This window comes from Pseudomonas sp. F(2018) (assembly GCF_005508865.1).
In the GTDB taxonomy this organism is placed as follows: domain Bacteria; phylum Pseudomonadota; class Gammaproteobacteria; order Pseudomonadales; family Pseudomonadaceae; genus Aquipseudomonas.
Window position 1 is genome coordinate 198,973 of the sequence record NZ_SCOM01000004.1, and the last position, 13,600, is coordinate 212,572.

Annotated in this window: 17 protein-coding genes; 8 read left to right on the forward strand and 9 right to left on the reverse strand. The window is 68.7% G+C overall.

The window, feature by feature from the left end; translation table 11 throughout:
- Nucleotides 1–10: 10 nt before the first annotated feature.
- Nucleotides 11–904 carry a DMT family transporter gene (locus FFS62_RS17905; protein ID WP_137974201.1) on the reverse strand — a complete coding sequence of 298 codons (894 nt, stop codon included), beginning with the start codon at nt 902–904 and terminating at the stop codon, nt 11–13.
- 369 nt (nt 905–1,273) lie between these two features.
- Here FFS62_RS17905 and FFS62_RS17910 point away from each other — a divergent pair, with 369 nt between their 5' ends.
- Nucleotides 1,274–1,951, forward strand: a complete 678-nt coding sequence (locus FFS62_RS17910) for an AraC family transcriptional regulator (protein ID WP_137974202.1) — start codon at nt 1,274–1,276, stop codon at nt 1,949–1,951.
- Here the strand turns inward: FFS62_RS17910 and FFS62_RS17915 are convergent.
- Together FFS62_RS17915 and FFS62_RS17920 are read right to left on the reverse strand one after the other, a co-directional pair.
- Entirely contained in the window at nt 1,934–2,836 is a 903-nt protein-coding gene (locus tag FFS62_RS17915; protein ID WP_137974203.1) for a sterol desaturase family protein, read from the reverse strand. The genes FFS62_RS17910 and FFS62_RS17915 overlap by 18 nt on opposite strands.
- Nucleotides 2,837–2,910: 74 nt before the next feature.
- Nucleotides 2,911–3,174 carry a YebG family protein gene (locus FFS62_RS17920; protein WP_137974204.1) on the reverse strand — a complete coding sequence of 88 codons (264 nt, stop codon included), beginning with the start codon at nt 3,172–3,174 and terminating at the stop codon, nt 2,911–2,913.
- 195 nt (nt 3,175–3,369) lie between these two features.
- On the opposite strand from FFS62_RS17920, the gene FFS62_RS17925 reads away from it, so the two are divergent.
- From FFS62_RS17925 to FFS62_RS17940, 4 genes are all read left to right on the forward strand, one after another.
- Nucleotides 3,370–3,801, forward strand: coding sequence for a phosphate-starvation-inducible protein PsiE (locus tag FFS62_RS17925; protein WP_371920160.1), 432 nt, complete (start codon nt 3,370–3,372; stop codon nt 3,799–3,801).
- Between the two features lie 106 nt (nt 3,802–3,907).
- Entirely contained in the window at nt 3,908–4,204 is a 297-nt protein-coding gene (locus FFS62_RS17930; RefSeq protein WP_137974206.1) for a DUF3649 domain-containing protein, read from the forward strand.
- Nucleotides 4,201–5,733: a PepSY domain-containing protein gene (locus FFS62_RS17935; protein WP_137974207.1), complete on the forward strand. Its 1,533-nt coding sequence runs from the start codon at nt 4,201–4,203 to the stop codon at nt 5,731–5,733. The genes FFS62_RS17930 and FFS62_RS17935 overlap by 4 nt, the downstream gene beginning before the upstream one ends.
- Entirely contained in the window at nt 5,733–6,056 is a 324-nt protein-coding gene (locus tag FFS62_RS17940; protein ID WP_137974208.1) for a DUF3325 domain-containing protein, read from the forward strand. Before FFS62_RS17935 ends, FFS62_RS17940 begins: the two co-directional genes overlap by 1 nt.
- An 8-nt stretch (nt 6,057–6,064) precedes the next feature.
- On the opposite strand, the gene FFS62_RS17945 is transcribed toward FFS62_RS17940, so the two are convergent.
- Nucleotides 6,065–6,937 carry a helix-turn-helix domain-containing protein gene (locus FFS62_RS17945; protein ID WP_137974209.1) on the reverse strand — a complete coding sequence of 291 codons (873 nt, stop codon included), beginning with the start codon at nt 6,935–6,937 and terminating at the stop codon, nt 6,065–6,067.
- A gap of 144 nt (nt 6,938–7,081) precedes the next feature.
- On the opposite strand from FFS62_RS17945, the gene FFS62_RS17950 reads away from it, so the two are divergent.
- Nucleotides 7,082–7,984 carry a DMT family transporter gene (locus FFS62_RS17950; protein ID WP_137974210.1) on the forward strand — a complete coding sequence of 301 codons (903 nt, stop codon included), beginning with the start codon at nt 7,082–7,084 and terminating at the stop codon, nt 7,982–7,984.
- A gap of 88 nt (nt 7,985–8,072) precedes the next feature.
- On the opposite strand, the gene FFS62_RS17955 is transcribed toward FFS62_RS17950, so the two are convergent.
- Complete coding sequence (locus tag FFS62_RS17955; RefSeq protein ID WP_137974211.1) at nt 8,073–9,233, reverse strand: AAA family ATPase; 1,161 nt, start codon at nt 9,231–9,233, stop codon at nt 8,073–8,075.
- Nucleotides 9,234–9,258: 25 nt separating this feature from the next.
- Nucleotides 9,259–9,891, reverse strand: a complete 633-nt coding sequence (locus FFS62_RS17960) for a 2'-5' RNA ligase family protein (RefSeq protein WP_137974212.1) — start codon at nt 9,889–9,891, stop codon at nt 9,259–9,261.
- A 62-nt stretch (nt 9,892–9,953) separates the two neighbouring features.
- Between FFS62_RS17960 and FFS62_RS17965 the strand changes: the two genes are divergently transcribed.
- On the forward strand, nt 9,954–10,352 hold the full coding sequence (locus tag FFS62_RS17965) for a PA2779 family protein (RefSeq protein WP_137974213.1): 399 nt from the start codon (nt 9,954–9,956) through the stop codon (nt 10,350–10,352).
- Nucleotides 10,340–11,305: a PA2778 family cysteine peptidase gene (locus FFS62_RS17970; RefSeq protein ID WP_137974214.1), complete on the forward strand. Its 966-nt coding sequence runs from the start codon at nt 10,340–10,342 to the stop codon at nt 11,303–11,305. The genes FFS62_RS17965 and FFS62_RS17970 overlap by 13 nt, the downstream gene beginning before the upstream one ends.
- Here the strand turns inward: FFS62_RS17970 and FFS62_RS17975 are convergent.
- The 3 genes from FFS62_RS17975 to yaaA form a co-directional block, all read right to left on the reverse strand.
- Nucleotides 11,302–11,676, reverse strand: a complete 375-nt coding sequence (locus tag FFS62_RS17975; protein WP_137974215.1) for a hypothetical protein — start codon at nt 11,674–11,676, stop codon at nt 11,302–11,304. The genes FFS62_RS17970 and FFS62_RS17975 overlap by 4 nt on opposite strands.
- Before the next feature lie 9 nt (nt 11,677–11,685).
- Nucleotides 11,686–12,516: an SDR family oxidoreductase gene (locus FFS62_RS17980; protein ID WP_137974216.1), complete on the reverse strand. Its 831-nt coding sequence runs from the start codon at nt 12,514–12,516 to the stop codon at nt 11,686–11,688.
- An 80-nt stretch (nt 12,517–12,596) separates the two neighbouring features.
- Nucleotides 12,597–13,376 (reverse strand): peroxide stress protein YaaA, encoded by a 780-nt coding sequence (yaaA, locus tag FFS62_RS17985; protein WP_137974217.1) that lies wholly within the window; start codon nt 13,374–13,376, stop codon nt 12,597–12,599.
- Between the last annotated feature and the right edge of the window lie 224 nt (nt 13,377–13,600).

Below are 13,600 nucleotides of genomic sequence, written 5' to 3' on the forward strand. Positions count from 1 at the left end.
CGGTGCGCTGCTAGTCGGTCTCGGCCAGGCGGGGTGCCGCGCCGCTGGCCCGTGGCCGGCGGAACACCAGTACCAGGCCTAGCAGGATGGCGGCCATGCCGGCCAGGCTCAGGCCGCTCATGGCGTTGCCGAGGAACAGATAGTCCATCGCCGCCGTCACCCCCGGCACCAGGTAGAACAGGCTGGTGACGTTGACCAGGTTGCCGGCGCGGATCAGCCGATAGAGCAGCAGCTGTGCCACCACCGAGATGACGATGGCCAGCCACAGCAGCGGGCCGAGAAAGTCCAGCGACCACTCGAACTCGAAGCGCTGGAACGGCAGCAGCGCCGCGCAGGCCAGCAGGCTCACCGCGTACTGCAGCGGCAGTGCCTGCAGCGGCGACTGGCTGAGGCCCTTCTGGGCGATGGCGCCGAGGGTCATGCACAGCAGCGCGCCGAGGGCATAGCCGGTGCCGGCGGCGGAGAAACGCGCCAGACCGATGCTCTGCCACACCACCAGCACCAGGCCGAACAGGGCCAGGCCCAGGCCGACCAGGCGCAGGGCGGCGAAGCGCCGTTCCAGCAGCATCAGGGTGAGGATCGGCTGCACGCCGAGCACGGTGGCCAGCACCCCAGGCGTGATGCCCTGGTCCAGCGCCAGCAGGTAGCAGATCGAGTAGCCGCCGATCATCAGCAGGCCGGTGCCGGCCGTGCGCAGGCGCTGGCCGCGAGCCGGCAGACAGGAGCGCACGAGGGCGCCGATCAGCAGCAGAACGCCGAGGGCGAGGACGAAGCGCAGGGTCAGGAAGGCGAAGGCCGAGGCGTGATCGAGGCCCAGGCGGGAGAAGATCGCGCCACTGCTCCAGAGCAGGACGAACAGCGTGGTGGAGGCGCAGGCGCCCCAGAAGGTCTTGTCGAAACGCATGAATAATCACCTGTCGAAAGCCACCGGCCAGGCGTGCAGAAGCGCGGGCGGGGCGGAAACCGGAAAAGGGTTTGAACGATCGGCCGACGGCGACGAGCCGCGGACGATCAGGCGCTGGCGGGGGGCGGCGGTGGCGTGCCGGCCCGACGAGCGCGGGGAGGGGCGACAGGTGGTGGCGCACACGGATGCTCGCCGTGCAGGGCGGCAAGGCTGGAGCCGGTGAGCGCGAGGTGATTCATCGGAGGGCATCCGTTGAGGGATGTGCCGACACTAACCCCGAGTTGGCCGATCGGTCAATCCGCTGCGCTTTCGCGCTGGCGTACGGCACGGGCTTGCGCTATTTCTGCCGCTCCATTCGACGAGGCTGCCATGAAGGAAGAGCACTGGCAGGGCGCGCTCTGGCTCGGCCCCGACTACTGCCTGCTGGCCGGTGTCAGCGGCAATGCGCGGCCCCATGCGCACTATGCCCATCAACTGCTGCTGGCGACCGACGAGCCGCTGCGTCTGCTGGTCGAGGGACAGGCGCATTGTGCGCGGGCGTTGCTGGTGCCGTCGCAGCAGGAGCATGCCTTCGAACTGGCCGGCCAGCCGTTGCTGGCGCTGTATGCCGAGCCGCTGGCGTTCTCCCTCGAACAGTTGCAGACGCTGGCCGCTACGGCGCCGGCCGAGCTGCCGGCGCTGGTCGAGCGGGTGCGGCAGCTGCCGCGTCTGCCGCTGGATGCACGGGTGCGCCAGGCGCTGGGCGCGATGGACGAGCAACTGACCGAACACATCAGCGCCCGGGACCTGGCGCAGCGCGTGTGCCTGTCGCTGAGCCAGCTGGAGCGCCTGTTCGCCGAGCAGGTCGGTCTGTCCGTGCGGCGCCTGGTGCGCTGGCGGCGTTTGCGCCTGGCCTTGGGCGTGGCGCTGGAGGGCAGCACGCTCACCGACGCGGCGCATGCCGCCGGCTTCGCCGACTCGGCGCATCTGTCGCGCACCGTGCGCGAGCTGTTCGGCATTCGCGCCGACCGCAGCCTGCGCCATCTGCAGCTAAGGCTGCTGGATTGAGCGCAGCGCCGGCGGCGTCTCCGGGATGGCGCTGCTAGCGGCAGGCGTGCGGAAGGGTTCGCCCAGCTGCGCCAGGTAGGCGCGCGGGTAGTCCGGGCGGTCGCCGATGCCGACATCGGCGTCGCTCAGCCGGTAGTCCTCGCGATAGAAGGCGGTGCCCAGCAGGCGATCCCAGAAGCTGAAGAACAGCGCGAAATTGACGTCGCCGGCGCGCCCGTAGCGGATGTGGTGGAAGCGGTGCAGCGGCGCCCAGGCGAACAGGTGGCGCAGCGGGCCGATGCGCATGTCGACATTGCTGTGCTGCAACAGCAGCTGCACGGCGACGGCGAAGGCCAGCAGGGCGGCGACCTGCAGCGGCAGGCCAAGCAGGATCAGCGGTAGCACGCCGGCGCCGGCCTCCAGCAGCTGGTGCAACGGATGCTTCATCAGCCCGTTGAAGCCATACAGACGCGGCACGCTGTGGTGCACCGCGTGCAGGCGCCAGAGCAGGGCGCTGCGGTGGCTGACCCAGTGCATCAGGGTGACGCCGAGATCGGCGGCCGGTATGGCCAACGCCAGCTGCAGCCACAGCGGCCAGTGCGCGGGCCACAGCGGCGGCGCGGGCCACAGCCCGGCGAGCAGCGGGATGATGGCCAGGCTGGCGATATTCAGCGACTCGTTGACCAGCGCATGCAGCAGGTCGCTCGGGCCGTCGTTATGCGGCTGGTTCCAGCTGTGCTGATAGGGCAGCAGGCGTTCGGCCAGGTGCGAGACGAGGATGGCGCCGAGCAGCAGCGCCGGCAGCCAGGCGGGCGACAGGTCGCAATAGCCGACCAGCCAGGTGGCCAGGCCGATCAGGCCGAAGAAGAACAGCGGGGCATAGAGGATGCTGAGCAGGGGACGCATGGCGCTCTCCGAAAAAGGACGGGAGCGCCCAGCATCGCCAACCGCCCTGGCGGGCGGCTTGAACAAACGGCGCGTCAGGCGTCGGCGGAGGCCGCGTCCAGCTCGGCGAGGGCGTCCGGCTGGTTCTTGAAGGCCTTGGCGAAGGTGTCGCGGTTCTTCGCCATGAAGATGCCCAGCTCCTCCACCTGTTCCTCGCTCAGCGACGGTACGGCCTTGTGCAGGGCGCCGGACAGGGCCTCGGCCAGCTCCAGCATCTTGTCGTAGCGATCGGCTTCGGACTTATCCATGAACAGACGCTCCGGATCGCGACTGCTGCGGTACACCACTTCGACGGCCATTCATCACCTCATTCCCATAAGCTAGATGGTTGATATGTATGTATATACAGTATTTGATTCGCCACCTGCGGCGCAAGCCTGCCGCGTGGCCCTCATCCTGCATAGCTGCTGTCATCCAACTGGTCCAGCATGGACCCGTTCAGTCGAAGGAGTGCGCTGGTGAGTCTCAAGCGAATCGATGCCCTGCGGGGTGACATGCATGACCTGGCCCAGTCCCTGGGCAACCTGCTGGTGGAGAGTTTCCACTACCTGGCGCTGTTCGCCATCGGCGGCATCACCGCCTGGGCCTCGGTGGTGGCGTTTCTCGGCATGCTGGAGAAGGGCCACATCACGGTGGACGACATCCTGCTGCTGTTCATCTACCTGGAGCTGGGCGCCATGGTCGGCATCTACTTCAAGACCAACCACATGCCGGTGCGCTTCCTGATCTACGTGGCGATTACCGCGCTGACCCGCCTGCTGATCTCCGACGTGTCGCACCACCATCGCCCGGACATGGGCGTGGTGTATGTCTCCGGCGCCATTCTGCTGCTGGCCATGGCCATTCTGGTGGTGCGCTTCGCCTCGTCGCGCTTCCCTTCGGTGCAGGCACCGGCGCGCATCGGACGCGACTCGGAGGAAAGCTGATCAGCTTTCATTTGCGAATATTTATCAATAAAATGGGAGGCCAATCTGCCCCGATGGTCAGCACCGCTGCGCGGTAGGCCTGGCCACGCCCCACGATGAGTCGACCGTGAGCAAGAATTCCACCCTGTCGCCCTGGAGCGTCGCCTCGCGCGTGCTGGCCGCGCTGGTCGGGGGCTATGCCCTGGCCTACGGCTTCGCCGCCTTCCTCTCCGTCTACCTGCCGCTGGCGCGGCCGGATCGCGTGGCCTTCGCCGGCATGCTCAGCTTCGCCGTGTGGACGGCGGCGGCGATCTATGTGTTCGCCGCTGGCAGTGCCGTGCGTGCCTGGCTGTGGCTGGCCGGGCTGACCCTGGTGATGGGCCTGGCGGCCTTCCTGCCAAGCGAACTGGCGGTGCGCCCATGAGCCTGCGTCAATCCATGGCCGGCCTGCACACCTGGGGCGGCCTGCTGCCCAGCTGGCTGCTCTACGTGATCATCCTGGCCGGCACCATCGCCTGCTTCGACAAGGAGCTGGAGCGCTGGATGCGCCCGGCCCTGCACCAGAGCGCCGAGTCCAGCATGAGCGCCGACCAGGTGCGCGAGTGGATGCAGCGCCACACCGAGGGCGAGAAGCTGCACGCCTTCTGGATGCACGGCCCGAGCGAGCGCGAGCCCTACTGGCGGCTGGGCTGGGAAGTGGACGGCAGCAAGCAGAAGCACAACCACGTCTTCGCCCCGGCCGGCGGCGAGCCGCTGCCGGAGACGGTCGGCGGCGACTTCTTCTTCCGCCTGCACTACACCCTGCAGGCCGGCAGGGCCGGCGTGTACATCGTCGGCCTGGCCGGCATGTTCATGCTGGTGGCGCTGGTGTCCGGGGTGATCATCCATCGCCGCATCTTCAAGGACTTCTTCACCCTGCGTCCCAATGCCAACGGCCAGCGCGCCTGGCTGGACGCGCACAACCTGTTCGGCGTGGTCGGCTTCCCCTTCCATCTGGTCCTGGCCTACACCGGGGTGGTGATCTTCGTCTCCAGCTACATGCCGGCCGGCCTGCAGGTGGCCTACCAGAACGACAGCGAGCAGTTCTTCAGCGAGGTGGGCGGTGCCTACCACCGCGAGGAGATGCATCGGCCGGCGCCGCCACCCCTGTCGCTCAACGCGCTGGTCGACCAGGCCGAGCAGCACTGGGGCGGCAGCGCGGCCGGCTGGATCAGCGTGCACCATCCGGACGACGCCTCGGCGGTGGTTGAAATCAGCGAGCAGCGGCACCAGTCGCGCATCGGCCGGCCGCTGTCCGAACTGACCTTCGATGCCGCCAGCGGCGAGCTGCTGCACGAGCAGAAGGCGCCGGCCGGCTACACCACCTACACCTGGCTGGTGGGCCTGCACATGGTGCAGTTCGGCGGCACGCTGATGCGCGGCCTTTACTTCCTCCTCGGCCTGGCCGGCTGCGCTCTGCTGGTCGGCGGAATCAAGGTCTGGGTGGCCAAGCGCGAGGCCCGCGGCGGTGCTGGCATCGGCGTGGTGCGCGCGCTCAACGGCGCGGTGTTCGCCGGCCTGCCGCTGGCCAGCCTGGCCCTGCTGTGGGGCAACCGCCTGATTCCGGCCGGGCTGGCCGAGCGCGCCAGCGCCGAGGCCTGGGTGTTCGCCGGCGCCTGGCTGCTGGTGGCCCTGTGGGCGGTGATCGGCCATCGTCAGCCGCGCCGCCTGCTCAGCCTGCAACTGGCCCTGGGCGCGCTGCTGGCCCTAGGCCTGCCGCTGCTCAACGGGCTGACCACCGAGCACGGCCATCTGCTGTCCAGCCTGGCGCGTGGTGACTGGCAGCTGGCTGGTATCGACCTGTTCCTGATCGTTAGCGGCCTGCTCAGCGCCCTGTGCGCCTGGCGTTTCGCCCAGCCCGCCGCGATTAGGGCGCCGCGCGCGCGCCGGGTGCTGGTCGAGGAGGCCGTCTGATGTTGCTGCTCGCTTTCGCCCTGAGCTACCTGGCCATGACCGCCCTCAGCCTGGCCATGAGCCGCCATCACAAGCTGCTGTTGCAAGCCGACCTGAGCCCGGTGCGCCAGCGCCTGCTGCGCTTACTCGCGCTGTCCGCGCTGGTCGCTGGCCTGAGCCTGTGCTGGCTGGCCGAAGGCGGCGAGATCGGCGCGGTGTTCTGGCTGTGCCAGCTGATGCTCGCCGGCCTGCTGCTGGTGGCCTTGCTCGCCTGGCGCCAGCGCTGGGTGCTGCCCCTGGCGGCGGTTCTGCCGCTGGCCGGCGGAGTGGCCGCGCTGGTCTAGGGGCAGCCCTAGCTGCGCGCCGCGCGCAACAGTCCCGGCGCCGCGCCGAAGGCTTCGCGGAAGCGGTTGCTGAAGTGGCTGGCGCTAGCGAAGCCACAGACCAGGGCGATCTCGCCCAGGGCCAGGTGGCCGTGCTGCAACAGCTCGCGGGCGCGCAGCAGGCGGCGCTGCAGCACGTAGCGGTGCGGCGGCAGGCCGAAGCTGGTGCGGAACATCCGCGCGAAGTGGTATTCGGACAACGCCGCCAGCTGGGCCAGCTCGCCCAGTGACAGCGCCTGGTCCAGGTGCTGCCCGATATAGTCCACCAGGCGCCTGCGCAGGTGCGGCGCCAGACCTCCCTTGAGCTTCAGGCCCTGGCGCAGGCCGACCTGGCTCAGCAGCAGGTGGCTGATCATCTCGTGGGCCAGGCTGCTGGCCAGCAGCCGTTCGCCGGGCTCGTTCCAGTCCAGGCTCACCAGTTGGCGGAATTGCCCGGCCAGGCGTGGATCCTCGAGAAAGGTGCTCTCGCGCAGCTGCAGCTCGCGCGGCTCGCGGTCGAGCAGGGTGACGGCGCTGGCGGCGAAGCGTTGCGGGCTGACGTAGAGATGGGCCAGGCGGATGTCGCCGTTGATCACCCAGGACGACTCGTGGCCGGCCGGCAATACGCACAGCTTGTCCGGCGAGCCTTTAGCGCCAGGGCGTTCGCGGCGGAAGGTGCCGGTGCCACCGGCCAGGTAGCAGGACAGGGTGTGATGGTCGGGGCCCTGGTAGTCGCGGGCGTCGTGATGGTTGGTCCATAGCGCCGCGGCCAGTTCGTCGCCCAGCTCGGCGCCGCGCAGCAGGCGCGCATTGGGCGAGCTGCTGAGCGACTGGAACACCAGGTTCTGTTCGAGGCTGGCCATCGGACTGCGAGTGGTCGGAGAAGATGCCTGCCATCCTACTCCCACGGTGCGGCGCCGCCAGTAGCGGGCGACAGATAAGCGCAAGTTTGTGCAAGCGCGTGCGGGGCGTCGGGTGGAGACTGGAAGGGTCAACGGAGCCTTGCCATGAACCTGTCGCTGTACCTGCTCACCGTCCTGATCTGGGGCACCACCTGGATCGCCCTCAAGCTGCAGCTGGGCGAGGTGGCCATTCCGGTGTCCATCGCCTACCGCTTCGCCCTGGCGGCCGGCGTGCTGTTCGCCCTGCTCCTGCTCAGCCGCCGCCTGCAGCGCCTCGACCGGCGCGCCCAGCTGCTGTGCATGGCCCAGGGGCTGTGCCTGTTCTGTCTCAACTTCATGTGCTTCTACACCGCCAGCCAGTGGATCCCCAGCGGCCTGGTGGCGGTGATCTTCTCCACGGCGACCCTGTGGAATGCACTGAATGCGCGGATCTTCATGGGCCGGCGGATCGCCGCCAACGTGCTGGCCGGCGGTGCGCTGGGGCTGCTCGGCCTGGGCCTGCTGTTCTGGCCGGAGCTGTCGCACCACCAGGCCAGCCGCGAGACCCTGCTCGGCATCGGCCTGGCCGTGCTCGGCACCCTGTGTTTCTCCGCCGGCAACCTGCTCTCCAGCCTGCAGCAGCAGGCCGGGCTCAAGCCGCTGACCACCAATGCCTGGGGCATGTTCTACGGTGCGCTGCTGCTGGTCGGCTACTGCCTGGTCGTCGGCGTGCCGTTCACCTTCGAGGCCAACACCCGCTACATCGTCTCGCTGCTGTACCTGGCGATTCCCGGCTCGGTGATCGGCTTCACCGCCTACCTGACCCTGGTCGGGCGCATGGGGCCGGAGCGCGCGGCTTACTGCACCGTGCTGTTCCCGGTGGTGGCGCTGAACATCTCGGTGTTCGTCGAGGGCTACCAGTGGACGGCGCCGGCGCTGTTCGGCCTGCTGCTGGTGATGCTCGGCAACGTGCTGGTGTTCCGCCAGCCCAAGCCGGCGAGCGTGACGCCCGAGCCGGGCAGAGCATAGGGAAGGTAGGGCGGGCGCAACCCGCGTAGCTGCCAGCGCGGGTTCGCCCGTCCTACGCCTGACTTTCGCCGACGCGTTTCGTACGGAACTAGTCCGGCCAGTGCCAGGCCGGCTCGTCGAGCATGCCCTGGCCCTGGACGGCGGTCTGCCCCAGGCTCTTGTCGAGGACGATGGAGTTGCACTCCGGGTGCTCCTCCAGCGCGGCGATCAGCCGGCGCGCGTGGGACACCACCCACACCTGGGTATGTCTGGAGGCCTCGACGATCAGGCGCCCCAGCGCCGGCAGCAGGTCCGGATGCAGGCTGGTCTCGGGCTCGTTGAGCACCATCAGCGAGGGCGGCCGCGGAGTGAGCAGGGCGGCGACCAGCAGCAGGTAGCGCAGGGTGCCGTCGGACAGCTCGGCGGCCGACAGCGGGCGCAGCAGGCCTTCCTGGCGCAATGCCACGCTGAAGCGCCCGCCGGGCTGGAAGTCGATATCCAGCACCGAGCCGGGGAAAGCGTCGGCGATGGCATGTTCCAGCGCTTCACGATCACCGATCTCGCGGATGGTCTGCAGGGCGGCGGCCAGGTCGCGGCCGTCGTGGTGCAGCACCGGCGTGCGGGTGCCCAGCTGCGGCTGGCGTGCCGGGGCATCGGCGTCGGTGCGGAAGTGATCGTAGAAACGCCAGCGGCGAATGGTCTCGCGTAGCTGGAATACCTCCGGGCAGCCCGGATCGTTGCCGATCTGGTCGAACAGGCTGTCGTAGCTGGGCAGATGCTGGGCCAGCACCTGCCAGCTGCGGCCCTCGCGCTGACGGACCATTGGGCCCTCGCGATCCACCAGCAGTGCGGCGGGGCGATAGCAGGGCCCGGCCCAGATGCATTCGCGCTTGATCTCGGGGTCGAGGGCGAAGGCCGAGCGCGAGGGCTCGGGCAGGCCCAGGGAGATGGCATAGCCGAAGTCCTCGCCGGCGAAGCCCAGGCGCAGACGCACCACCTCGCTGCGCGGGCCGCCCTGGATCGGCACCTCGCCGGTCTTCATGCGCCGGCTGATCTTCTCCGGCCCCGCCCACAGCGTGGATTCCAGCCCGCCATCGCGCGCCAGGGCATTGACCACGCCACCGCGCGCCGTCTCGGCCAGCAGGCGCAAGGCCTTGTACAGGTTGGACTTGCCGCTGCCATTGGCCCCGGTGATCAGGTTGAGGCGGCCGAGCGGCATCACCAGGTTGTTGATGGAGCGGTAGTTGCCGACGGCGAGGGTGTGCAGCATGGGAGTCGTCCTGACGAGTGCCTGCCTATGCTAGCGCGACCCGCGCCTCGACGCGCAGCGGGCCCTGCAGCTCGCGTGCGTCATAGCTGACCAGTTGCAGCTCGCGCACCGCCAGGCTCAGTGGCGGGCAGTCGCGCAGGGGCGCGGCACGCGCGCGCCATTGCTCGGCGCTGACGGCTTGCCGATAGAGGCCGACGGTAAGGTGCGGCACATAGGCGGCCTGGCGGATTTCCCTGGACAGCGGCGCAAGCGCCTGGCGTAGCTGCTCGAGCTGGCCGTCGTCCCGCACGCCAAGAAAGGCCGCGCTGGCGAAGCTGTCCAGGCCGCCAATCTGCAGCTCGAAGGACGCTGCGTTCAGGCCGGCGAGAGCGCTGTGCTGAGCCTGCAGAACGGCAGTTCCGATGTCGTCGTCAAGGCATGGCACGGCGCAGGGGAAACCGCAGACGAACAGGCTGATATGCGCCTGGCGCCGCTGCGCCGGATGCAGCCAGTCGCCAAGCAACCGGCGAGCCTCGTGCAGGCGCCGGAGCACCGCCGGACAGTCCAGCGGAATCGACCAGAGCGCGTAGCGCGGGCGACCGCGGTGCCATTGCGGATACTCGTCCAGCAGGCTGGGGAGCAGGGCGGTCGGGGCCTGTAGCGGGTCTGACAGCAACATGTGGGAACCAGGGCGCAACGCAGCGAGTCAAGAAGAGAACAATACCAACAGGAGTCGCCATCATGCGTGCCCACCCGTTCAAGCGTTATCTCGCTGCCGTCCTCGCCGCCCTCAATCTGCTGATGTTCGCCCAGGTGCCGCTGGCCAATGCGGCCATGCTCGGCACCCCCGAGGTGCTGCAGGAGCAACGTCAACAGGTCGACCGCGAGCAGCTGCGCGCCATGCTGGATGACCAGCAGGTGCAGCAGAAACTGCAGGAGATGGGCGTGGATCGCGCCCAGGTCGAGAAGCGCATCGATAGCCTGACGCCGGCCGAGCTGGCCCAGTTCAACCAGCAGCTGTCTGAGGAGCCGGCCGGCGCCGGCGTGGTCGGGATCATCGTGCTGTTCCTGGTGATCTTCATCATCACCGACATGCTCTGCGCCACCGATATCTTCAGCTTCGTGAAATGCCTGCGCTGAGGTGGGGGGCTCCGGCCCTCGCCGTGCTGATGCTGCTGACCGGCTGTGCCGGCCAGCAGCTGCAGTTGTCGGCCGGCAGCGAGCGCTTGCCCGCGCGGGTCGAACTCGGCGATACCCCGTTCTTTCCCCAGGATGACTACCAGTGCGGCCCGGCGGCTCTGGCCACGATGCTGGTGCAGCGCGGCGTGCAGACCTCGCCCGAGGCGCTGCTGCCGAGCGTCTACCTGCCGGCACGCAAGGGCAGCCTGAAGGTCGAGCTGGTCGCCAGCGCGCGTCAGCACGGCCAACTGGTCTACCCGCTGCAGCCGAAGCTGGACGCCTTGCTGGCGCAACTGGCGGCGGGCAATCCGGTGCTGGTGATGCAGAACCTGGGGCTGGACTGGTACCCGCAATGGCACTTCGCGGTGGCCGTCGGCTACGACCGTGAGCGCCAGCAGCTGATCCTGCGCTCGGCACGAACCAAGCGCTGGACCACCGATTTCACCGACTTCGACCGCACCTGGGCGCGCGCCGGGCGCTGGGCGGTGCTGACCCTGCCGCCGGATCGTCTACCGGCGCAGCCGCAGCTGAGCTCATGGATGCAGGCTGCCAGCGATCTGGAGCAGACCGGCCAGCGCGAAGCGGCCGCCACGGCCTATCGGACGGCGCTGCAGCAGTGGCCCGACGAGCCGCTGCCCGGCTTCGCCATGGCCAATCTGCTGCATGCAGCGGGCGACCGCGCAGGTGCCGAGCAACAGTTACGCGACAGCCTGAGCCGCCGTGGCGATTTCGCCGCCGGCTGGTTCAACCTGTCGGAGATGCTCAACGAGCGCGGCTGCGTGTCCCAGGCAAGCGCCGCCAGAGCCTGTGCGCGCCGCCTGGCGCCGGATGATCGGCACCTCGGCGCGCCGCTGTCGGCAGCCGGCAACGCGACGGGCGAGTGCCAGGCCTTGCCCGATTGCGCGGTCCGTTAGCCCGGGCGCGTGCGGGAAATGTGCAGCGCCAGCAGCAGGGCCGCCGGATAACAGAGGTAGTGGAAGAAGAACAACAGCAGGCCCATGTCGCCGGGCTCGTCCTTCAGCCACATCAGGCCGAGGATCACCAGGTAGAGCAGGCCCAGCAGCAGGCTGTACAGCGCCACCAGCAGCCAGCGCTCGGCCGCTTGCGGGCGGCGCTTCTCGAGCCAGGCGAAGGCGGCGCACAGTGCCCAGGCACTGAGCAGTGCCGCCAGCAGCGTGGCGGGCATGCCGCCGATCTTCAACGGCACGCGTAGCAGGACATTGAGCAGAAACGCTGCCGCCGTCGCACCCAGGACGTAGCGGTAGAGCGGGAAGCGGCGTGGCATGGCGGTGCCTCAGAGTTGGGTGTCGAGGCCGAAGCGCCTGCTCAGCATGCGGTCCATCAGCTTGCGCGGCAGCAGGCGGTTGATCAGTGGCAGGCTGCGGCTGCCATTGCCGATGCGCAGCAGGGCGGGGCGCTCGGCCTGGCGCACGGCGGCCAGGAGAGTGGCGGCGAACTCGGCGGCCGGCGTCGGCTTCTCTTGCGAGGCATTGGCGCGGGCGCGGATGCCCTCGCGCACCGGCCACCAGGGCGACTGTTCGTTGACCAGCTGTTCGGCGCTGTGGCTGGCATTGCTGCCGAAGCTGGACTCGATGGCGCCAGGCTGCACTTCCATCACCTGGATGCCGAAGGGCGCCAGCTCCAGGCGCAGGGCGCCGGAGAGGGCATGCACGGCGGCCTTGGAGGCACAGTAGGCGCCGGCGAAGGGGGTGATCAGCACGCTGGAGATGCTGCCGATATTGATCACCAGGCCGCGGCTGGCGCGCAGCAGCGGGAAGCAGGCGCGGGTCAGCTCGACCAGGCTGAACACGTTGGTCTCGAACTGCTGGCGCATGCCCTCGGCGCCACCGTCGAGCAGCGGGCCCATGGCGCCGTAGCCGGCATTGTTGATCAGCACGTCGAGGCGCCCGGCCTCGCTCTGCACGCGCTCGACGGCGCGCTGCACGGCCACCGCGTCATTGACGTCCAGCGCCACCGCGACGAAGCCGGCGGCAGTCAGGCCGGCGAGATCCTGGGGTTTGCGGGCGCAGGCCCAGACCTGGTAGCCGGCGGCCTTGAAGGCGTCAGCCAGGGCGCGGCCGATGCCGCTGGAGCAACCGGTGATCAGGACTACGGGCTGGGTCATGGGCACTCCTTGTCTCGCGAGGAAGGGGAGGCCCGATCATAACCACTCCCGGCGCCGGCGTAGTGGCCCAGCAGGCCAGATCAGTCTTCTGAATGATCGCGCAGGAACACCAGGCTGTCCGGCTTGGACTGCTCGGGGCTGTAGCGATAGCCCTGGTAGTCGAAGGCCTTGAGCTGCTCGGGATCGCGGATGCGCTCCTTGATCACGTAGCGCGCCATCAGGCCGCGGGCCTTCTTGGCGTAGAAGCTGATGATCTTGTACTGGCCGTTCTTCAGATCCTTGAACTCGGTGTCGATGACCCGGGCGCTGAGGGCCTTGCGCTTGACCGCGCCGAAGTACTCGTTGGAGGCCAGGTTGAGCAGGATGTCGTCGCCCTGTGCGGCCAGCGCCTCGTTGAGCCAGCCGCTGATGCGCTCGCCCCAGAAGTCATAGAGGTTGTTGCCGCGGGCGTTGGCCAGCTTGGTGCCCATCTCCAGGCGGTACGGCTGCATCAGGTCCAGCGGGCGCAGCACGCCGTACAGGCCGGAGAGCATGCGCAGGTGGTTCTGCGCGAAGTCGAAATCGGCCTCGCTGAAGTCCTCGGCGGCCAGGCCGGTGTACACGTCACCCTTGAACGCCAGCAGCGCCTGCTTGGCGTTGGACGGGTTGAACGGCCGCTGCCAGCTGCCATAGCGCGCCACGTTCAGCGCCGACAGCTTGTCCGACAGATGCATCAGCTCGCCGATCTGCTGCGGGCTCATCTGGCGCAGCTGGCCGATCAGCTCCTGGGCGTGGTCCAGGTGCTCGGGCTGGGTGAAGCGGCCAATGGGCGGTGGGGTGTCGTAGTCCAGGGTCTTGGCGGGGGAAATCACCAACAGCATCGAATGGTCTCCAGAAGGCGTGGCGCGATTCTAGGCTGGATGGCGGCCCAGCTCTACCTATGAGGGTGATTGACGGGATCGGCCACGAATATGCCCAGGCAATAGCGCAGCTGGCGGGCTTTGCCGAGAGAGATAAAGGGATCTGGAGAAATGCAGCGAAGCGGCGTTATGAAGCGCTTTGCCGCGGGGAGGACTTCCGACTTTAACGGCGCACTTGCGCCCCG